Raw genomic sequence first — 18,702 nt, forward strand, 5'->3', positions numbered from 1 at the left:
CCCGCCTCACCATTTTCCGATGGGCAGGAGATCCGTGGTTATTCGTCGCGACCATCGAGCATGGTCCGACGCAGCATCACATAGACGGCGCCGGTGCCGCCGTGCTTCGGCAGGCAGGAGGTGAAGCCCAGCACCTGTGGGTGCTGGCGCAGCCAGGTGTTGACGTGGCTCTTGATCAGCGGTCGCTTGCCGTCCAGGCGTGCCGCCTTGCCATGGGTCACACGCACGCAGCGCACTTCGAAGCGGGTGGCTTCGGCAATGAAGTCCCAGAGTGTTTCGCGGGCCTTTTCCACGGTCATGCCATGCAGGTCGAGACTGCCGTCGAAGCCGATCTGGCCTTGTTTGAGCTTGCGCATCTGGCCTTCCTGCACGCCGTCCCGGGCCCAGTGCAGTTCGTCTTCGGCGCCGACGTCGATGACGAACTGGTCGGACAGGCCGTCGACCTTGACGTTGGCCACGCTGACGGTCGCATTCTGCCGACGGTTGGCCAGCTGCTTCTGGTCGGCCCGTACCTTGCCGGTGTCGGCGCGATCATTCTGGATGCGCTTCACGCCGCGCATCTGGTCGGCGAACAAGGAACTTTCGTCGTCGTTCCAGGAGTCGTTTTTCTGGGTGTCGTCTTGCATGCAGGCCTCCGCGAAGGGCGGCTAGTGTACCCAAATGACTCGTGCGAGGCTCAGTCGCGTTTCTTCATCAGATGGGGCGACATGCTGAGGCCGTCGCGGCGCCGTGAACGCCGCCGGCAGAGTCGCCAGGCGAGTATGCCGATCCAGAGAAAGAGCAGTCCGAAGAGCAGCAGCACGATGGCCGCGCCAGTGCTGTCGTTGAGTGGGCCGAGCGCAGGGGAGCGGCCAAGGAGGGTGGCGGTGCCGGCCATCGCCAGCAGCACGCCGAACACGGCGAAGAGCGCGGACAAGGCCGCTGCGAAACGCCAGCGCCAGCTACCTGGGCCCCGTGGGCGGAGGCGGCGGGCATCGAAACCATCGGATAACTTCATCCGGACGTCCTCTTGCTAGATCGGGGTATGACCGGCGCCAGCTGGCGGTTGTTCCGATCTACCCCGTCGCGGATGTCGCGGGATGTAACGACGCTTCCTGGGATTAGATAAGCGCCTTGGCCTGCGGCACCACGCTGGCGAAGTTGTCGGCGAGTGCGATCACCTCGACACGGTGCATGTCTTCCGCGCTGATGACGCCGCCGTCGACGGTCGGCAAGTCGCGGGTTGCGCAGGCGGCGCTCACCAGCGTGCAGCGATAACCATAGTCCTTCGCAGCGCGGACCGTGGTGCTGATGCTGGAATGGGTCATGAAGCCGCAGACGATCAGGTCAAGATGGCCGATAGCCTGCAGGCGGTCGTGCAGGTCGGTGCCGGCGAAGGCGTTGGGCAGGCGCTTCTCGACGACGATCTCACCCGGCAGGGGCGCGACTTCCGGCAGGTGCTCACCGCGCTCGCCGCGGGGATCGAAGATGCCGCCAGGTACGCCAAGGTGCTTCACGTGGACGATGGCGCTACCCATGGTACGGGCAGTGGCAAGGAGACTGGCGATTTCGCCGAGTGCGGCATCCAGGCCGGGCAGGGCGAGGACGCCGCTGCGGTACTCTTCCTGAGCGTCGATGATCACCAGGGTGGCATTGTTCAGACTGGCGGGCGGATAGCCACGGCCACTGAGCTGGAACATGGATTTCGGGGCGGACATGCGAATCTCCAGGTACGACATGGCCACCATTCTCCGCCCTGCGACGGAATAAGTGAACCATGGACCAAGGTCCAGTTGCCCTGCCAGAGCGTGACGGCCAGTTGCCGGGCAGCGTGGATCGCGGATCGAGGCGCAGATGGGCGCTTCCGTTCGTCGGCTGCCGCGGGCTGCCCCGGGGCGGCAGGGGTGATAGAATCGGCGCCCCGTTTCCTGAGGTAGTTGCCGTGTCTGAATCCCGCCTGCGCACCCTGCGTGATTACATCCGCTGGGCTGTCAGCCGTTTCCATGCTGAGAACCTGTTCTTCGGTCACGGCACCGACAACGCCTGGGATGAGGCTCGCCAACTGGTACTCGGCGCGCTGCACCTGCCCTACGAGATTTCTGACAGCTATCTGGATTGCCGTCTGGAAGAAGACGAATGCGCCCGCCTGCGCGAGTTGCTGCACCGGCGTATCGAAGAGCGCGTGCCGGTGGCCTACCTGCTCGGCGAAGCCTGGTTCTGTGGAATGCCTTTCGTCGTGGACGAGCGGGTGCTGGTGCCGCGTTCCCCCATCGCTGAACTGATCCAGCAGCATTTCGCGCCCTGGCTGCCCCAGGAGCCGGCGCGCGTGCTCGACCTCTGCACGGGCTCGGGCTGTATCGGCATTGCTTGCGCTCATACCTTCCCCGGAGCGGAGGTGGTGCTGGGCGATCTCTCGTTCGACGCGCTGGAGGTGGCCAACCTGAACATCGAGCGCCACGGCCTGGAAGATCGGGTCTACACCGTGCAGGGCGATGGCTTCGACGGCTTGCCGGGGCAGCGCTTCGACCTGATCGTTTCCAATCCGCCCTATGTGGATGCCGAAGACTTCGCCGACATGCCGGCCGAATACCAGCACGAGCCCGAACTGGGCCTGGCCTGCGGCAATGATGGGCTGGACCTGGTGCGGCGCATGCTGGCCGAAGCGGCCGATCACCTGACCGAGAAAGGTTTGCTCATCGTGGAAGTGGGCAACAGTCAGGTGCATGTGGAAGATATCTACCCGGAGGTGGACTTCCTCTGGCTGGACTTCGAGCACGGTGGCCACGGGGTATTCATGCTCAGCGCCAAGCAGTGCCGCGAGCACCAGGCGCTGTTCCGCTCGCGCTTGAATCCCTGACCCGTCGGGTCAGCGGGTGGTGATCCAGATCAGCAGGCCGGCCTGGAAAACCGCGAAAACCACCAGGCACGCGATCGTGAAGCGCAGTCCACTGTCCTCTCGCTTGTAGACGGCGATGCGCTCTTCCAGTTTGCGAATCTCCACTTCCTGCCGATGCAGGTTCTGATCCGCCTGTTCGAGCATTGCAGCGGCTTCCTGCAGCCCCACCAACTGGACCTTCTCGCGGTGCCAGTCGCCGTGCAGCTCACTGAGCCGCCCGGCGCCGTAATTGGCTTTGAGCTGTAGGTTGTCGAGGTATTCGATCCCGAAACCTTGCGCCTTGAGCACATGGTCGCGGCGCAGGCGTGCTTCGTTGTCCAGGGCATCCTTGGCCGGCAGCTCGCCACCTTCGACGCGATAGTGCGCCCAGTGCTGCTTGGCCCAGGCGATGCCCTGGGCCAGGAGGAAGCGACCCAGGCCGCGGTTCTGTGGCTCCAGGTTCAATCCGCTGTCCGGGCCGAAGCGCACTTGCTTGCTGCGGTGGTCCACCCAGACTTCCAGCAGATTCTGCTCCTTGCGCACCTTCTGTCCGGGAAGTCCGACGCTCAGGCGCAGCACGCTCTGCTCCTTGCTGTGGCGTTCCACGCGTCCGAGTTCGACAAAGCGCAGCGGTCGTGATCCGGTGTGCCGGTCGATTGGGAGTGGCGCGAGCCGTAGCAGGTCGAACTGTTCGGCCGCCAGCTCGGACCATGGATGGGGCTGGGGGGCGGCTTCTTCGACGCTCTGCTGTTCGGCGGGGCTTTCGGTCATCGGGAAGTACCTTGTAAGGGCTGGCGGCGATGAATTTGGTACGTCAGTGCAATATTCTGTGCGCAACTGCCCTTGCCAGGCGAGATTTCCTACAGAACCTTTCGCCTTTATCGACTGACTTTCGAGTTTCTGGAGTCGAACTGCTGCTGAATGAACGCCAGGATGCGTTCGCCCAGCTCCCGCGCCAGGGGAAGGTTCGGGTTGCCGTAGGAGGCCAGCTGCTGCTCCATGTCCATGGGCACGATGCGCAGCATGTGGTTCATGCCTTCGATGATGGCCAGCTCCGCGTCGGGTCGTGCGGCCTTGAGCTGCTCCGCGTCGCTCACGCTGACCTGGATGTCGTGGCTGCCCTGCAGGATAAGAGCCGGGATGTGCAGCCGACCGAAGGCTTCGGACGGGTCCTGGCGGAACAGGGAAATCAGGTAAGGCTGCACGCTTGGCCGGAACAGCACTTCCAGCGATTGCGGCACCTCGGGCACTTGCTGGCCCGCGCGCAGACTGGCCAGCAAGGCTTCGCTCTGGCGCAGAAGTGGCGGCGGCAGGCGGCTCTGCAACTGGTCGCGCAACAGCTGGTCGATGGGGCGGGCGCTACCGGAGATGCTCACCAGCGCATCCGCGCCGGCCGTCTCCGCTGCCAGGCTGGCAATCAGCGCGCCTTCGCTGTGGCCGATGAGGATGAGTCGCGAGAAGCGCGGGTCGTATTTCAGGCGTTGGCCCCATGCCGCCGCATCGCGGGCATAGAGTTCGATGCTGAGCTGGCGCTCGTCGGTACCCGCGTCCTGGCTGCCGGCGATGCCGCGTTTGTCGTAGCGCACGCTGGCGATGCCATTGCGGGCGAGCAATTGGGCAAGCTTCTTCAGGCTGTCGTTGCGTCCGCCGAGTGGGTTGTTGCCATCGCGGTCGGTGGGGCCGGAGCCGGCGATGATCAACGCCACCGGTACCGGTTGATCGGTCTTCGGGCGAAGCAGGGTGCCGCGCAACACGCCATTGCCGGTGTCCAGTTCGATGGGCCGTTGCAGCACGCTCTGGGGGGCGGCCTGGGCCAGGCTGGCGAGGAGGGGAAGGAGTAGAAGGAAGAGTCGCGGCATCGGGACGGAGTCGGTTGTCGGTTGGCGGGTTGGACGTGACTGGCGGCGCAAGGTTCGAGGGGTGAACTGGCCAGGCGCCGCGGGTATACTGCTCGACCTTCGAATCGAGGCCCATTTCTGCGGAGCACTGTGCATGTCCGGCAACACCTACGGCAAGCTGTTCACCGTCACCACCGCTGGCGAAAGCCATGGTCCGGCGCTGGTCGCCATAGTCGACGGCTGCCCGCCGGGGCTGGAACTGTCCCTCGAGGACCTGCAACGTGATCTCGATCGCCGCAAGCCGGGCACCAGCCGCCATACCACCCAGCGCCAGGAAGCCGACGAGGTGGAAATCCTCTCCGGCGTTTTCGAAGGCAAGACCACCGGCTGCTCGATTGGCCTGCTGATCCGCAACACCGACCAGAAGTCCAAGGACTATTCGGCGATCAAGGACCTGTTCCGCCCGGCCCACGCCGATTACACCTACCACCACAAGTACGGCATCCGCGACTACCGTGGCGGCGGCCGTTCCTCGGCGCGGGAAACTGCCATGCGCGTGGCCGCTGGTGCCATCGCCAAGAAATTCCTGGCCACCCTGGGCATCACCGTGCGCGGCTACATGAGCCAGCTCGGCCCCATCGAGATTCCCTTCAAGACCTGGGATTCGGTGGAGCAGAACGCCTTCTTCAGCCCCGACCCGGACAAGGTTCCCGAGCTGGAGGCCTACATGGACCAGCTGCGCCGTGACCAGGATTCGGTGGGCGCGAAGATCACCGTTGTCGCCGAAGGCGTGCCGCCGGGGCTGGGCGAGCCGATCTTCGACCGCCTGGATGCCGAACTGGCCCATGCACTGATGAGCATCAACGCCGTCAAGGGCGTCGAGATCGGGGCCGGCTTCGACAGCGTAGCCCAGCGTGGTACCCAGCACCGCGACGAGCTGACCCCGGAAGGATTCCTCAGCAACAACGCCGGCGGCATCCTCGGCGGTATTTCCTCCGGCCAGCCGATCGTCGCCAACCTGGCGCTGAAGCCCACCTCCAGCATCACCACCCCCGGCCGCTCGATCGACATCAATGGCAACCCGGTGGACGTGGTCACCAAGGGCCGTCATGACCCCTGCGTGGGCATCCGGGCAACCCCGATCGCCGAAGCCATGATGGCCATCGTGCTGATGGACCACCTGCTGCGCCATCGTGCGCAGAACGCCGACGTGCGGGTCGCAACCCCGGTGCTCGGCCAGCTGTGACCGGCAGCGCGAACGCGCTGCCCTATTGGCGGCTGTCCAGCTTCTATCTCTTCTATTTTTCCCTGCTGGGCGCCACGGCGCCCTTCCTTGGCCTGTACTTCGCGCACCTGGGCTTTTCCAGTGCGCGCATCGGCGAACTGCTGGCCATCCCGATGCTGATGCGTTGCGTGGCGCCCAACCTCTGGGGCTGGCTGGGTGATCGCAGTGGCCGGCGCCTGGACATCGTGCGCTTCGGCGCGTTCTGCACGTTGCTGACCTTCTCGCTGATCTTCGTCAGCCACAGCTATGCATGGCTGGCCCTGATCATGGCCCTGCACGCGTTCTTCTGGCATGCGGTGCTGCCGCAATTCGAAGTGATCACCCTGGCGCACCTGCGCGAGCAAGCCGCGCGCTACAGCCAGGTTCGGCTGTGGGGCTCCATCGGCTTCATTCTCACGGTGATTGGCCTGGGCACGCTGTTCGAGCTGTTCAGCCTGGATCTCTATCCCTGGGCGCTGGTCTTCATCATGGCGGGAATCGTCCTCAGCAGCTTCTGGGTGCCCAATGCGGTTCCCCAGGCGCGGCCGGACACTCCAGGGCAGGGTGGTTTCCTGGCCCAACTGCGCCAGCCGGGTGTATTGGCCTTCTATTTATGTGTGGGGCTGATGCAGTTGTCTCACGGGCCTTACTACAGCTTCCAGACCATTTATCTCGAATCCCTCGGCTACTCGCGAAGCCTGATTGGCCAACTCTGGGCGCTGGGGGTTGTGGCCGAGGTGCTCCTGTTCATCGTGATGGCTCGCATCCTGGCGCGCTACTCGGTACGAGTGGTGCTGCTGGCCAGCTTCCTGATCGCTGCCCTGCGCTGGTTGCTGATCGGTAACTTCGCCGACCAGTTGTCGGTGCTGCTGTTCGCCCAACTGTTGCACGCCGCCACCTTCGGCAGCTTTCACGCAGCCGCCATCCATTTCGTGCAACGTCGTTTCGGACCGCGCCAACAGGGCCAGAGCCAGGCGCTCTACGCTGCACTCGCCGGTACCGGCGGAGCGCTGGGTGCGCTCTACTCGGGCTACAGCTGGAGCAGCCTGGGACCGGTCTGGACTTACGCCATCGCCAGTCTCGCGGCGCTTGCCGCAGCCGTTATCATTGCCACCCAATTGCAAGAGGAGCGGGCATGAATCGCCAGAAACTCGCCCAGGAAATCATCGACGCCGGCCGCTTCCTGTACGGTCGCGGCTGGTCGCCGGCCACCAGCAGCAACTACTCGGCAAGGCTTTCCGCCACCGAGGCGCTGCTGACCGTCTCCGGCAAGCACAAGGGTGAACTCGGCCCGGACGACGTGCTGGCCACTGACCTGGATGGCAACAGCCTGGAACCGGGCAAGAAGCCATCGGCGGAAACCCTGCTGCACACCCAGCTCTATCGCTGGAAGCCGGAAATCGGTGCCGTGCTGCACACCCACTCGGTAAATGCCACCGTGCTGTCGCGCCTGACCCTGGCCGATTCGCTGGTGTTCGCCGACTACGAGCTGCAGAAGGCCTTCAGTGGCATCAGCACCCACGAATCGCAGGTGCTGGTGCCGATCTTCGACAACGACCAGGACATCGCCCGCCTGGCCACCCAGGTGCAACCCTGGCTGGACGAGCATCCGGACTGCGTCGGATACCTGATCCGGGGGCATGGCCTCTATACTTGGGGGCCGCGCATGAGCGATGCCCTGCGCCAGGTCGAAGCCTTCGAATTCCTCTTCGAATGCGAACTGAAGACGCTCTCGATCACCCAGCGCTGAAGCTTCCTTCGCACGAAGATGCCTGACTGACAACGGTGCCGTCCGACCCGCCAGAGAGCCGGGAGGACGCCCGCAAGGAGTACCCAGATGAGCAGCCTGACCGTCTACCACGAATCCAGCCCCGACCTGCCGAACAAGGTCCTGACCCACCTGGATGACATCGCCTCGACCCTCGCGTCCGTCGGCGTGCACTTCGAGCGCTGGGAGGCTTCCGCCCCCATCGCGCCGGGCGCCAGCCAGGACGAGGTGATCGCCGCGTATCGCCCGCAGATCGACCGACTGATGCAGGAGCAGGGCTACGTCACCGTCGACGTGGTCAGCCTGGCCAGCGACCACCCGCAAAAGGCGGAGCTGCGTGCCAAGTTCCTCGACGAGCACCGCCACGGCGAAGACGAGGTGCGCTTCTTCGTTGCCGGGCGCGGCCTGTTCACCTTGCATATCGACGACTACGTCTATGCCGTGCTCTGCGAGAAGAACGACCTGATCTCCGTACCGGCCGGCACCCGCCACTGGTTCGACATGGGTGAACATCCGCACTTCGTCGCCATCCGACTGTTCAACAACCCGGAAGGCTGGGTCGCCCAGTTCACCGGCGACGAGATCGCCAAGCGCTTCCCGCAGCTGGAAGACTGATCCCGGCCACTGTAGCAGCGAGCTTGCTCGCGAAGCGTTGTGAGTTCGCCAGCAAGCTGGCTCCTACGACGGCAACATTCGATTCACCTGGAGTTTCCCAATGCCCATCAAGGCCATTCTCACCGACATCGAAGGGACCACCAGCGCGGTGAGCTTTGTCTTCGACGTGCTCTTTCCCTTCGCTGCACGCCACCTGCCCGAGTTTGTCCTGACTCACGCCGACGAGCCGGCGGTGGCACAGCAGATCGACGCGGTGCGCGCGGAAAGCGGCGAAGCCGGGGCCAGCCCCGAGCGGGTGGTGGATATTCTCCTGGGCTGGATCGCCGAAGACCGCAAGGCCACGCCGCTCAAGGCCCTGCAGGGCATGGTCTGGGAGCAGGGCTATCGCGCCGGCCAGCTCAAGGGGCATGTCTACCCGGATGCGGTGGAAGCGCTGGGCCGCTGGAAGCAGGAAGGCTACGCGCTCTACGTTTATTCCTCCGGTTCCATCCAGGCCCAGAAGCTGATTTTCGGTTGCTCCGAGGCGGGCGACCTGACCCCGAACTTCTCCGGCTACTTCGACACGACCTCCGGGCCCAAGCGCGAGGCCGCGTCCTATCAGCGCATCGCAGCTGCCATCGGCCTGCCCGGCGAGGAGATTCTCTTCCTCTCCGATGTGGTCCAGGAGCTGGATGCTGCCCGCGAGGCCGGCATGCAGACCATCGGGCTGGCGCGTGAGGGTGGCGTGCTTGAGGGCCACGAAACGGTAGCGAGCTTCGCGGTGATCGACCTGGCGCGTTTCTGACCCTTCCTGAAATCGTCTGACGGAGCACGAGGAAGGCTTCGATCGGCCGATCTATCCTTGGGGTGACTGCATCCACCTGGGAGCGTCCCCCCATGGATTCCTGCCTTTGCATCGATACGGATAGCCCCGCCCCGGGCATGTACAGGGCAACCCGCGACCGGACGGTGCAACTGGCGGCCGGGCAATGACCCGCCTACTGGTTCTGATGATGGTGGCGCTGCTGGCATTGCCGGCGGCCGCTGACCAGAAGTCGGCCTGGCAGGCGCTGCGCGAGGGCAAGGCGTTTCTCCTGCTGCGCCATACCACCGCCCCCGGCACCGGTGATCCGGAAGGCTTCCGCCTGGGGGATTGCAGCACTCAGCGCAATCTCAGCGACAAGGGGCGCCAGGAAGCCCGGCGCTGGGGCAAGCTGCTGGTGCGACGCAAGGTCGAACAGCCACGCCTCTATACCAGCACCTGGTGTCGCGCGCAGGACACTGCGCAGGAAATGGGGTTGGGGGCGGTCGAAACCCTGTCGGCGCTGGATTCCTTCTTCAGCGATCCGGACAGTCAGGCGGCGCAGACGGTGGAGTTGCGCAAGGCCATCGAGAAGGTGCCCAAGGATCGTCCGGTGGTGATGGTCAGCCACCAGGTGAACATCAAGGCCCTGACCGGGGTCGCGGCCAAGAGCGGGGAGGGGCTGATCATCGGGTTGCCGCTGGCTGATCCACCGAAAGTATTGGCGCGCGTCCGCCAGCCTTGAGTCAGATCAGTAGCAACTGGTCCTGTTCCGGCTGCAGCTTCACGCCTTCCAGTTTGAGTAGCAGTGCCTTTCGCGGCAGGCCGCCGGCGTATCCAGTCAGGCTGCCATCGCGGCCAATGACCCGATGGCAGGGAATGATGATGGAAATGGGATTGGCGCCGTTGGCGGTTCCTACCGCACGGACGGCTTTCGGATTGCCAAGTCGTTCCGCCAGTTCGCTATAGCTGGTGGTTTGGCCGTAGGGGATCTGCAGCAGCGCCTGCCAGACGCGCTGCTGGAACGGCGTGCCGCGAGGCGCCAGTGCCAGGTCGAAGCGTTTCAGGCGGCCCTCGAAATAGCGCTCCAGCTGGCGGCAAGGTTCGTCCAGCCGTCGTCCGGCTGCTTCCCAGCTTTCGTCCGGGTAGCCGCGTCCTTCATTGTCCATATAAAGCATCTGCAGGCCGGACTCGTCGCCGGCCAGCAGCAGAGGGCCGGTGGGGCTTTCGTGATAGCGGAAATACATCTTCATTGCTCCTCTGCGTAGCTCTGCCAGAGATAGACGGCGGCGTAGGCGCGCCACGGTCGCCATTGTTCGGCGCGGCTCGCCAGTTCCTTCGCACTGATGCCGCCGGGCCCCCAGAGTGGCGACTTGAGCAGGCCCAGGTCGGCGGTGGGGAATGCGTCCGGCTGGCCAAAGGCGCGCAGTGCGATGTATTCGGCGGTCCAGCGGCCAATGCCGGGTAGAGCGCACAGGCGTTCGATCAGGGCTTCGACGCCAGCGGCCAGGCTCAGTTCCAGGCTGCCGTCGGCTACTGCCTGGGCGAAGCGGCGCAAAGTGTCGACACGTTTGCCGGGCATGCCGATGCCGGGCAGCGGATCGTCGGCGATGGCTTGTGGGGTGGGGAAGAGCCGCTGCGGTCCGTCAGCTTCGGCATCGGCCAGTGGCTCGCCCAGACGCTCCACCAGGCGACCGGCAATGGTGACGGCGGCCTTCACCGTGACCTGCTGACCGATGATGGTGCGTACGCCCTGTTCGAATGGGTCGAAGGCGACCGGCAGGCGCAGGCCGGGAAAGCGTGCCAGCAGCGCCTGAAGCAATGGATCGCGGCCCAGGTGGTGGGCGATGGCTGCTGGATCGCTGTCCAGGTCGAACATCTGGCGGATGCGCGGTGCCAGCAGCGGCCCAAGGTCCCGGGTCGATGGACTCAACTCCAGTTCCAGCGCGCCGGGCTGCGGGCGCAGGCGGAACCAGCCGCTGCGCTCGCCCAGGCGGAAGCTGCGGCAGTAGCTGTCGGCGGTCAGCTGCTCGACACCCGGCAGGCGACGCAAGGCGTAATGCTGCTGGAACTGCTTCCAGTTCCAGGGCTCGAAGTAATCAAGGCGCATGGGCTCGGTGGGCTCGTGGGAATCTGAAAAGGGAGCGTTGGTAGTCATGGTGCGACGATATTCTCTTGATGCTGCGCCGTCTCTGCAAAACTGACTTTCAAATTCCCCAGTCGCGGTTCGACCTGACATCCAAGCCACAGTAGAATGCGCGCCTTTTCATGGGGCGGTGGCACCGTCCGCTAATACAGCCAGCAGGGGAAACAACCCATGAGCGACTATCAGGAAACTCTCTACGACGGTTACGGACAGCGCTTCCGCATGGACAAGCTGCTGCACGAAGTGCGCACCGAGCACCAGCACCTGGTGATCTTCGAGAACTCGCGCATGGGTCGTGTCATGGCCCTCGACGGCGTGATCCAGACCACCGAGGCGGACGAGTTCATCTATCACGAGATGCTGACCCACGTACCGATCCTCGCCCATGGCGCGGTGAAGAGCGTCCTGATCATTGGCGGCGGCGACGGCGGCATGCTGCGTGAAGTCAGCAAGCATCGCGATATCGAGCGCATCACCATGGTCGAGATCGACGGCACCGTGGTCGAGATGTGCAAGGAGTTCCTGCCGAACCACTCCAAGGGCGCCTATGACGATCCGCGCCTGAACCTGGTGATCGACGACGGCATGCGCTTCGTCGCCACCACCCAGGAGAAGTTCGACGTCATCATCTCCGACTCCACCGACCCCATCGGTCCGGGTGAGGTGCTGTTCTCCGAGAACTTCTACCAGGCCTGCCGCCGCTGCCTGAACGACGGCGGCGTGCTGGTCACCCAGAACGGTACCCCCTTCATGCAGCTTGGCGAAGTGCAGACCACCGCCAGCCGCATGGACAGCCTGTTTGCCGACTGGCACTTCTACCAGGCTGCGGTGCCGACCTACATCGGCGGCGCCATGACCTTCGCCTGGGGCGCTACCGACGCCGAGCTACGCAAGCTCCCTGTGGAGACCCTGCGCCAGCGTTATGCCGGCAGCGGTATCGTGACCCGCTACTACAACCCGGAAATCCACGTCGGCGCCTTCGCCCTGCCGCAGTACGTCCTGCACGCGGTGAACAAGCCGAGCAACGATTGAGGTTGCACGGGTAAATGAAGAAGGGGCCGAAAGGCCCCTTTTTTTCGCACTTGTAGGAGCGAGCTTGCTCGCGAACAGTCCGTGCACGATCTTTCGCGAGCAAGCTCGCTCCTACAGGAAGGCAGAGCCGGTGATTCAGGTTCAAACGAAAAAGCCCGGCACTTGGCCGGGCTTTTCCTTGACGCGATGAATCAGATCTCAGTCGGCCGTACGTAGCCGAAGAGCTCCTGGGAAAAGCGCACGCGTTCTTCCGGGGTTTCCTGGATTCCCTTGGCCTTCAGCTCTTCGAGGCGGGCCTCGACGGCATGGGCGCGGTGGGTCAGGCCGCAGTCGTTGGCGATCTGGATGTTCAGGCCGGGGCGGGCGTTGAGCTCGAGGATCAACGGGCCCTTGTCCTGGTCCAGCACCATGTCGACACCGATGTAGCCCAGGCCGCACAGCTCGTAGCAACCGGCCGCCAGCTTCATGAAGCCGTCCCAGTTGGGCAGCTGCACACCGTCCACCGCGTTGGTGGTGTCCGGATGCTTGGCGATCTTGTTGTTCAGCCAGGTGCCGCGCAGGGTGACGCCGGTCGCCAGGTCCACGCCGACGCCTATGGCGCCCTGGTGGAGGTTGGCCTTGCCGTTGGACTGCCGGGTCGGCAGGCGCAGCATCGCCATCACCGGATAACCCATCAGTACGATGATGCGGATGTCCGGTACGCCTTCATAGCTGATGCTCTTGAAGATCTGGTCCGGGGTCACGCGGTACTCGATCAGCGCGCGGTCACGGTGACCGCCGAGGGAATAGAGGCCGGTGAGGATCGAGGAAATCTGGTGCTCGATTTCCTCGTGGCTGATGATCTTGCCGGAGACCGTCTTGTAGCGGCCTTCGAAGCGGTCGGCGATCACCAGGATGCCGTCGCCGCCGGCGCCTTGCGCCGGCTTGATCACGAAGTCGTTACGCTCGCCGATGATCTCGTCGAGCTTCTCGATTTCCTTCTCGGTGGAGATGACGCCGTACATTTCCGGTACGTGGATCCCCGCCTCGATGGCGCGCTGCTTGGTGATGATCTTGTCGTCGACGATCGGGTACAGGTGCCGTTTGTTGTACTTCAGCACGTAGTCCGCGTTTCGCCGATTGATGCCCATGATGCCTTTGGCTTCGAGGGCTTTCCACGTCTTGATCAGGCCGAACATGGCTCAGTCCTTCAGGAAGGCTTTGAAGCGGAAGAGCTCGGTCAGGCGGTAGCCGCGGTAGCGACCCATCGCCAGCATGAAGCCCACCATGATCAGCAGCACGGCCGGGAAGGTGAAGATGAAGTAGGTCAGCTCCGGCACGGTCATCAGCAGGTGCGCCAGGGTGGCCGCGACCAGGGTGCCGATGGCCACCTTGAAGGCATGGCCGCCGCCGCGCTCTTCCCAGGTGATGGACAGGCGTTCGATGGTCATGGTCAGGATCACCATCGGGAACAGGGCCACGGACAGGCCGCGTTCCAGGCCGAGCTTGTGGCTCAGCAGGCTGATCACCGCGATCAGCACCACCACGAAGGTCAGCACCACCGAGAGCCTTGGCAACATCTGTAGCTTCAAGTGCTCAAGGTACGACCGTAGCGACAGGCCGAGCGCGGTGATGATGGTGAACAGCACGATGCCGAAGCCCAGTTGGGTTTCGCGGAAGGCGAGGGCGATCAGCACCGGGGTGAAGGTACCCAGGGTCTGCAGGCCGCCGAGGTTACGCAGGATCAGGATCACCAGCACGCCGATCGGGATCATGATCATGATCTGGTAGGTCTGCTGGGTCTGCAGCGGCAGGCCGTAGAGCGAGTACTCGAGGAAGTCGGCGTCGGTGTTCTCGTCGGTCAGCTTGGCCAGGCGGATGGCGTTCATCTCGCTGTTGTTCATGCTGAAGGTCACCTGGACCTTCTTGCCGCCGTCGACGGTGATCAGGTTGTCGTCACCGGTCCACCAGATCAGGCGGTCGCTGGGCAGGCCCTGCTCGCCGGTGTCCGGGTTGAAGTACAGCCAGTTCTCGCCGTTGAAGCTGCGCAGCCAGAGCTCGGGGCTCTGGGCCTGTTCGCTCATCAGGCGAATGGTGTGGACGCGCTCCATCGGGACGTGGGCGATGGACAGCAGCAGCTCGATGGCCTTGGCCTTGTTCGGGGTGCCGGTGTCGCCGGCCAGCAGCAGCTTGACGTTGTCATCGTTCAGGTTGTTGACCCGCTTGATGGTCTCGCTGATGAAGGTCTCGACGTCAGCCGAGTGCTGGCGGATGGGAGCCAGCAGGGCTTCGGCGGCGATCTTCTCGGGGCCTTCCACCGGAATGCTGTCGCGGAAGATCGGACCCTTGTCCTTGGGCTTCTCGCCGCTGTAGCGCTTGGTCAACACCAGGCGGTAGTAGAGGGTCTGGTTGCCACTGGCGCGACGGGCGGACCAGGTCACCTTGCGGTTGCCGTCGGCGCGATTGATGCTCACCCCATAGTTGTTGGAGATGAAGCTCTCGTTGAGGCTGACGTAGTCCCGGTTCAGCGGCGGAACGAACATCTGGACCTTCACCGGATCGCGCGGATTCGCCTGGAACTCGACCTTGGCGTCGATGTTCCAGAGGTCGTCGGTCGCATCCTCGGTGATCGGAATGCCCTGGATGAATATCTGGTAGGCCGTTATCAGAACGCCCAGGCTCACCAACAGGGTGATCAGGACTTTCAGATGCAGGGTAAGAGAGCGCATGTGGGTTACTCGTCAGAGTTTGCGTCGGTGGCACAGCCGGGTTTGCCGGCAGCGTATTTAAGGCTCGGGTCGACCAGTGCATCGAAGCGCTTGAGCGCCTCGGAACCGATCAGAAGCGGGTATTGGAAAGCACTACGGTCGGTCAGGTTCACTTCGATCTGCCGCAGGGCCTTGCCCATGCACACCTCCAGTTCGATGACCGGGCGTGCGGTGTAGGTCTTGCCTTCGTCGGGGTTGAAGTCCCCGGCGCGGCGTTTGATCTTGCTGATTCGGGCCAGGGGGCGCTCGATCGGATGCTCGTGGGCGTCGTCGATAGCCAGGTAGAAGCGCACCCAGGTCTCGCCGTCCTTCTTGAAACGCTTGATATCGCGCGCACTGAGGGATGCGGTCTTGGCGCCGGTGTCGAGCTTGGCGGCGACCTCCAGGTCGAGATCCTTCAGCTTGGCGTATTCATTGAGACCGTAGACGGTCTTCTCGGTGGCGAAGCCAAGTCCGGGGAGGGCAAGCAGGCAGGCAAAGGGGGCGAAGGGCTTGAGTGTCATAAGTCCTTTGAGCGTAACGCGGTCATCGGTCCAGGAGCCCGGCCCACGGCCATCTTGGCTGCGGCGCCTGGTCTGGGAGTCTAGCAGGCAAGTCATTGGCGCCCAGACTGGCGCTGGCGGCGCGCATTCTAACACGCGGATTTTCCGGCGCGACAGACGCTTATGGCTTCAGGTGCTGGAGCGTGATGCCGTACCTGGTTTTTTGGCTATTAGACGGATTGTCGACAATTGGTCGGTGTTTGTTTGACATGCGTGGGTTGGTGGGGGTAGTTTTGCCCCATCGAATAACAATGTGTCGACAATCATGATTGACGCTCCTGAAGCCATCGTTACTGATCAGCTGGACACGGAAACGCTCTCCGAAAGCGTATTCCGGCGTATCCAGACGGCCATCGTGCGCGGCGAGATCGCTCCGGGCAGCAAGATCTCCGAGCCCGAGCTGGCGCGGACCTACGGAATCAGCCGTGGCCCCCTGCGCGAGGCGATCCATCGCCTGGAAGGGCAGCGCCTGCTGGTACGTGTGCCCCACGTCGGTGCGCGGGTGGTGTCCCTCGGCCATGCCGAGCTGATCGAGCTGTACGAAATTCGCGAATCCCTGGAAGGCATGGCCTGCCGCCTGGCCGCTGAGCGCATGAGCCAGTCGGAGATCGACGAGCTGCGCCGGGTGCTGGATACCCACGAACGCGACGAGGCCTTCCAGGCTGGACGCGGCTACTACCAGCAGGAAGGCGACTTCGACTTCCACTACCGGATCATCCAGGGCAGTGGCAATCAGACCCTGACCAAGATGCTTTGCGGCGAGCTGTACCAGCTCGTGCGCATGTACCGCCTACAGTTTTCTTCCGTGCCGAATCGCCCCCGCCAGGCCTTCAACGAGCACCACCGAATTCTCGATGCCATCGCCGATCGTGACGGCGAACTGGCCGAGTTGCTGATGCGCCGTCACATCGGTGCCTCCAAGCGCAATATCGAGCGCCACTACCAGGAAGCGCTCGCCAACCCGTCCAAAACACGAGGTGAGTCATGAGTCAGAAAACCGCCGGCCAGCGCTTCCGCGACGCCATCGCCGAAGAACATCCTCTGCAGGTCATCGGCGCCATCAACGCCAACCATGCGCTGCTGGCCAAGCGCGCCGGCTTCAAGGCCATCTACCTGTCCGGCGGCGGTGTCGCCGCGGGTTCGCTGGGCCTGCCGGACCTGGGCATCAACACCCTCGATGACGTGCTGACCGACGTACGCCGCATCACCGACGTGTGCGACCTGCCGCTGCTGGTGGACATCGACACCGGCTTCGGTCCCAGCGCCTTCAACATCGAACGCACCGTCAAGAACCTGATCAAGGCTGGCGCGGCCGCTGCCCACATCGAAGACCAGGTTGGCGCCAAGCGCTGCGGTCACCGTCCGGGCAAGGAGATCGTTTCCACTGAGGAGATGGTCGACCGCGTCAGGGCCGCTGCCGATGCCAAGACCGATCCGGCGTTCTTCCTGATCGCCCGTACCGACGCCATCCAGGCTGAAGGCGTGGACGCCGCCATCGAGCGCTGCCAGCAGTACGTGGAAGCGGGTGCCGACGCCATCTTCGCCGAAGCCGCCTACGACCTGCCGACCTACAAGCGCTTCGTCGATGCGCTGGGCGTACCGGTGCTGGCCAACATCACCGAATTCGGTGCGACCCCGCTGTTCTCGCGCGATGAACTGGCTTCGGTCGGCGTCGCCATCCAGCTTTATCCGCTGTCGGCCTTCCGTGCCGCCAACAAGGCAGCCGAGGCTGTTTACACCGCGATTCGCCGCGACGGCCATCAGAAGGAAGTCATCGACCTGATGCAGACCCGCGCGGAACTGTACGACCGCATCGGCTACCACGCCTTCGAGCAGAAGCTCGACGCGCTGTTCGCTGCCAAGAAGTAACCGGAAGTGGGCCGCCCCTTCATTAATGGGGCGGCCTGCGGAATAACAAGACTCAAACTACCGGATTGAAATGAGGAGAATCACGCGATGAGCGCTTCCGAAACCACTACTGCCTTCAAACCGAAGAAGTCCGTGGCCCTGAGTGGCACCGCCGCTGGCAACACCGCTCTGTGCACCGTTGGCCGTACCGGCAATGACCTGCACTACCGTGGCTACGACATTCTCGATTTTGCCAACGCCTGTGAGTTCGAGGAAATCGCTCACCTGCTGGTGCACGGCAAGCTGCCGAACGTCGCCGAACTGGCTGGCTACAAAGCCAAGCTGAAGGCCCTGCGCGGCCTGCCGGCTGGCGTCAAGGCCGCCCTTGAGCAACTGCCGCCGTCCGCCCACCCGATGGACGTGATGCGTACCGCCGTCTCCGTACTGGGCTGCCTGTCCCCGGAGAAGGATGACCACAACCATCCGGGCGCTCGCGATATCGCCGACAAGCTGATGGCTTCCCTCGGCTCCGCGCTGCTCTACTGGTACCACTTCAGCCACAACGGCAAGCGCATCGACGTCGAGACCGACGACGACTCCATCGGCGGTCACTTCCTGCACCTGCTGCACGGTGAAAAGCCGCGCGACTCCTGGGTCCGCGCCATGCACACCTCGCTGATCCTCTACGCCGAGCACGAATTCAACGCCTCCACCTTCACCTCCCGCGTGATCGCTGGCACCGGCTCCGACATGTTCTCCTGCATCACCGGCGCCATTGGCGCGCTGCGTGGGCCGAAGCACGGCGGCGCCAACGAAGTGGCCTTCGAGATCCAGAAGCGCTACGACAACCCGGACGAGGCGGAAGCCGACATCCGCGCCCGCGTCGAGAAGAAGGAAGTGGTGATCGGCTTCGGTCATCCGGTCTACACCGTGTCCGACCCGCGCAACAAGGTGATCAAGGAAGTCGCTCGCGAACTCTCCGCCGAGCAGAAGAACACCAAGATGTACGACATCGCCGAGCGCCTTGAGTCGACCATGTGGGAAATCAAGAAGATGTTCCCCAACCTCGACTGGTTCAGCGCCGTGAGCTACCACATGATGGGCGTGCCCACCGCCATGTTCACTCCGCTGTTCGTGATCGCCCGTACCTCCGGCTGGTCCTCCCACGTCATCGAGCAACGCATCGACGGCAAGATCATCCGTCCGAGCGCCAACTACGTCGGCCCGGAAGACCTGAAGTTCGTTCCCCTGAAGGACCGTGCCTAAT

Annotated in this window: 21 protein-coding genes; 11 read left to right on the top strand and 10 right to left on the bottom strand. The window is 63.8% G+C overall.

The features are described 5' to 3' along the window. Positions 1–38: 38 nt before the first annotated feature. From E8E95_RS16695 to E8E95_RS16705, 3 genes are all read right to left on the bottom strand, one after another. A complete protein-coding gene (locus tag E8E95_RS16695; RefSeq protein ID WP_280351979.1) occupies positions 39–626 on the bottom strand; it encodes a Smr/MutS family protein in 588 nt (195 codons plus the stop codon). 50 nt (positions 627–676) lie between these two features. Next, positions 677–997 (bottom strand): hypothetical protein, encoded by a 321-nt coding sequence (locus tag E8E95_RS16700; RefSeq protein WP_179062080.1) that lies wholly within the window; start codon positions 995–997, stop codon positions 677–679. 103 nt (positions 998–1,100) lie between these two features. Continuing rightward, the gene (locus E8E95_RS16705) at positions 1,101–1,697 is read right to left on the bottom strand and encodes a cysteine hydrolase family protein (protein ID WP_179062081.1); all 597 of its coding nucleotides are present in this window, start codon (positions 1,695–1,697) and stop codon (positions 1,101–1,103) included. 224 nt (positions 1,698–1,921) lie between these two features. On the opposite strand from E8E95_RS16705, the gene prmB reads away from it, so the two are divergent. Then, positions 1,922–2,836 (top strand): 50S ribosomal protein L3 N(5)-glutamine methyltransferase, encoded by a 915-nt coding sequence (prmB, locus tag E8E95_RS16710; RefSeq protein ID WP_280351983.1) that lies wholly within the window; start codon positions 1,922–1,924, stop codon positions 2,834–2,836. Between the two features lie 9 nt (positions 2,837–2,845). Here the strand turns inward: prmB and E8E95_RS16715 are convergent, their stop codons facing one another. Together E8E95_RS16715 and E8E95_RS16720 are read right to left on the bottom strand one after the other, a co-directional pair. After that, positions 2,846–3,625: a hypothetical protein gene (locus E8E95_RS16715; protein ID WP_280351985.1), complete on the bottom strand. Its 780-nt coding sequence runs from the start codon at positions 3,623–3,625 to the stop codon at positions 2,846–2,848. A gap of 107 nt (positions 3,626–3,732) precedes the next feature. Continuing rightward, positions 3,733–4,713: an alpha/beta fold hydrolase gene (locus E8E95_RS16720; RefSeq protein WP_280351986.1), complete on the bottom strand. Its 981-nt coding sequence runs from the start codon at positions 4,711–4,713 to the stop codon at positions 3,733–3,735. 133 nt (positions 4,714–4,846) lie between these two features. On the opposite strand from E8E95_RS16720, the gene aroC reads away from it, so the two are divergent. The 6 genes from aroC to E8E95_RS16750 all read left to right on the top strand — a co-directional run bounded on the left by aroC (position 4,847) and on the right by E8E95_RS16750 (position 9,865). Further along, entirely contained in the window at positions 4,847–5,938 is a 1,092-nt protein-coding gene (gene aroC, locus E8E95_RS16725) for a chorismate synthase (RefSeq protein ID WP_280351988.1), read from the top strand. Next, the gene (locus tag E8E95_RS16730; protein ID WP_280351990.1) at positions 5,935–7,095 is read left to right on the top strand and encodes an MFS transporter; all 1,161 of its coding nucleotides are present in this window, start codon (positions 5,935–5,937) and stop codon (positions 7,093–7,095) included. Before aroC ends, E8E95_RS16730 begins: the two co-directional genes overlap by 4 nt. Beyond that, positions 7,092–7,706 carry a methylthioribulose 1-phosphate dehydratase gene (locus E8E95_RS16735; protein WP_179062087.1) on the top strand — a complete coding sequence of 205 codons (615 nt, stop codon included), beginning with the start codon at positions 7,092–7,094 and terminating at the stop codon, positions 7,704–7,706. The genes E8E95_RS16730 and E8E95_RS16735 overlap by 4 nt, the downstream gene beginning before the upstream one ends. 87 nt (positions 7,707–7,793) lie before the next feature. Continuing rightward, positions 7,794–8,339 carry an acireductone dioxygenase gene (locus E8E95_RS16740; RefSeq protein WP_280351994.1) on the top strand — a complete coding sequence of 182 codons (546 nt, stop codon included), beginning with the start codon at positions 7,794–7,796 and terminating at the stop codon, positions 8,337–8,339. A gap of 100 nt (positions 8,340–8,439) precedes the next feature. Beyond that, positions 8,440–9,123, top strand: a complete 684-nt coding sequence (gene mtnC / locus E8E95_RS16745; RefSeq protein WP_280351996.1) for an acireductone synthase — start codon at positions 8,440–8,442, stop codon at positions 9,121–9,123. 184 nt (positions 9,124–9,307) lie between these two features. Continuing rightward, positions 9,308–9,865: a histidine phosphatase family protein gene (locus tag E8E95_RS16750; protein ID WP_280351998.1), complete on the top strand. Its 558-nt coding sequence runs from the start codon at positions 9,308–9,310 to the stop codon at positions 9,863–9,865. 1 nt (position 9,866) lies between these two features. Here the strand turns inward: E8E95_RS16750 and E8E95_RS16755 are convergent, their stop codons facing one another. Both E8E95_RS16755 and E8E95_RS16760 read right to left on the bottom strand, forming a co-directional pair. Continuing rightward, complete coding sequence (locus tag E8E95_RS16755; protein ID WP_280352000.1) at positions 9,867–10,367, bottom strand: methylated-DNA--[protein]-cysteine S-methyltransferase; 501 nt, start codon at positions 10,365–10,367, stop codon at positions 9,867–9,869. A 2-nt stretch (positions 10,368–10,369) separates the two neighbouring features. After that, positions 10,370–11,230: a DNA-3-methyladenine glycosylase gene (locus E8E95_RS16760; protein ID WP_280352164.1), complete on the bottom strand. Its 861-nt coding sequence runs from the start codon at positions 11,228–11,230 to the stop codon at positions 10,370–10,372. 207 nt (positions 11,231–11,437) lie between these two features. On the opposite strand from E8E95_RS16760, the gene speE reads away from it, so the two are divergent. Then, positions 11,438–12,298, top strand: a complete 861-nt coding sequence (speE, locus tag E8E95_RS16765) for a polyamine aminopropyltransferase (protein ID WP_280352002.1) — start codon at positions 11,438–11,440, stop codon at positions 12,296–12,298. Positions 12,299–12,489: 191 nt separating this feature from the next. Here the strand turns inward: speE and E8E95_RS16770 are convergent, their stop codons facing one another. The 3 genes from E8E95_RS16770 to E8E95_RS16780 are packed head-to-tail and all read right to left on the bottom strand — an operon-like array spanning position 12,490 to position 15,548. Further along, on the bottom strand, positions 12,490–13,476 hold the full coding sequence (locus E8E95_RS16770; protein WP_077526077.1) for an alpha-L-glutamate ligase-like protein: 987 nt from the start codon (positions 13,474–13,476) through the stop codon (positions 12,490–12,492). A gap of 3 nt (positions 13,477–13,479) precedes the next feature. Then, complete coding sequence (locus tag E8E95_RS16775; RefSeq protein ID WP_120650216.1) at positions 13,480–15,006, bottom strand: inactive transglutaminase family protein; 1,527 nt, start codon at positions 15,004–15,006, stop codon at positions 13,480–13,482. 5 nt (positions 15,007–15,011) lie between these two features. Then, entirely contained in the window at positions 15,012–15,548 is a 537-nt protein-coding gene (locus E8E95_RS16780; protein ID WP_179062093.1) for an ATP-dependent zinc protease, read from the bottom strand. Between the two features lie 304 nt (positions 15,549–15,852). On the opposite strand from E8E95_RS16780, the gene E8E95_RS16785 reads away from it, so the two are divergent. From E8E95_RS16785 to prpC, 3 genes are all read left to right on the top strand, one after another. Next, a complete protein-coding gene (locus E8E95_RS16785) occupies positions 15,853–16,575 on the top strand; it encodes a GntR family transcriptional regulator (protein ID WP_280352008.1) in 723 nt (240 codons plus the stop codon). Beyond that, positions 16,572–17,456: a methylisocitrate lyase gene (gene prpB / locus E8E95_RS16790; protein WP_077526073.1), complete on the top strand. Its 885-nt coding sequence runs from the start codon at positions 16,572–16,574 to the stop codon at positions 17,454–17,456. The genes E8E95_RS16785 and prpB overlap by 4 nt, the downstream gene beginning before the upstream one ends. 87 nt (positions 17,457–17,543) lie before the next feature. Further along, entirely contained in the window at positions 17,544–18,701 is a 1,158-nt protein-coding gene (gene prpC, locus E8E95_RS16795) for a 2-methylcitrate synthase (protein ID WP_179062096.1), read from the top strand. The last annotated feature ends 1 nt before the right edge of the window (position 18,702 follow it).

It is taken from the genome of Pseudomonas sp. BN414, from assembly GCF_029871275.1.
In the GTDB taxonomy this organism is placed as follows: domain Bacteria; phylum Pseudomonadota; class Gammaproteobacteria; order Pseudomonadales; family Pseudomonadaceae; genus Metapseudomonas; species Metapseudomonas resinovorans_C.

Bases quoted from the DNA above. Each gene is read 5' to 3' on its own strand.
- E8E95_RS16735 (WP_179062087.1), top strand. From the start codon at position 7,092: ATGAATCGCCAGAAACTCGCCCAGGAAATCATCGACGCCGGCCGCTTC.
- prpC (WP_179062096.1), top strand. From the start codon at position 17,544: ATGAGCGCTTCCGAAACCACTACTGCCTTCAAACCGAAGAAGTCCGTG.
- E8E95_RS16750 (WP_280351998.1), top strand. From the start codon at position 9,308: ATGACCCGCCTACTGGTTCTGATGATGGTGGCGCTGCTGGCATTGCCG.
- prpB (WP_077526073.1), top strand. From the start codon at position 16,572: ATGAGTCAGAAAACCGCCGGCCAGCGCTTCCGCGACGCCATCGCCGAA.
- E8E95_RS16760 (WP_280352164.1), bottom strand. From the start codon at position 11,230: ATGCGCCTTGATTACTTCGAGCCCTGGAACTGGAAGCAGTTCCAGCAG.
- mtnC (WP_280351996.1), top strand. From the start codon at position 8,440: ATGCCCATCAAGGCCATTCTCACCGACATCGAAGGGACCACCAGCGCG.
- E8E95_RS16700 (WP_179062080.1), bottom strand. From the start codon at position 997: ATGAAGTTATCCGATGGTTTCGATGCCCGCCGCCTCCGCCCACGGGGC.
- E8E95_RS16755 (WP_280352000.1), bottom strand. From the start codon at position 10,367: ATGTATTTCCGCTATCACGAAAGCCCCACCGGCCCTCTGCTGCTGGCC.
- E8E95_RS16740 (WP_280351994.1), top strand. From the start codon at position 7,794: ATGAGCAGCCTGACCGTCTACCACGAATCCAGCCCCGACCTGCCGAAC.
- E8E95_RS16770 (WP_077526077.1), bottom strand. From the start codon at position 13,476: ATGTTCGGCCTGATCAAGACGTGGAAAGCCCTCGAAGCCAAAGGCATC.
- E8E95_RS16780 (WP_179062093.1), bottom strand. From the start codon at position 15,548: ATGACACTCAAGCCCTTCGCCCCCTTTGCCTGCCTGCTTGCCCTCCCC.
- speE (WP_280352002.1), top strand. From the start codon at position 11,438: ATGAGCGACTATCAGGAAACTCTCTACGACGGTTACGGACAGCGCTTC.
- E8E95_RS16705 (WP_179062081.1), bottom strand. From the start codon at position 1,697: ATGTCCGCCCCGAAATCCATGTTCCAGCTCAGTGGCCGTGGCTATCCG.
- E8E95_RS16715 (WP_280351985.1), bottom strand. From the start codon at position 3,625: ATGACCGAAAGCCCCGCCGAACAGCAGAGCGTCGAAGAAGCCGCCCCC.
- E8E95_RS16720 (WP_280351986.1), bottom strand. From the start codon at position 4,713: ATGCCGCGACTCTTCCTTCTACTCCTTCCCCTCCTCGCCAGCCTGGCC.
- E8E95_RS16695 (WP_280351979.1), bottom strand. From the start codon at position 626: ATGCAAGACGACACCCAGAAAAACGACTCCTGGAACGACGACGAAAGT.
- E8E95_RS16785 (WP_280352008.1), top strand. From the start codon at position 15,853: ATGATTGACGCTCCTGAAGCCATCGTTACTGATCAGCTGGACACGGAA.
- aroC (WP_280351988.1), top strand. From the start codon at position 4,847: ATGTCCGGCAACACCTACGGCAAGCTGTTCACCGTCACCACCGCTGGC.
- E8E95_RS16775 (WP_120650216.1), bottom strand. From the start codon at position 15,006: ATGCGCTCTCTTACCCTGCATCTGAAAGTCCTGATCACCCTGTTGGTG.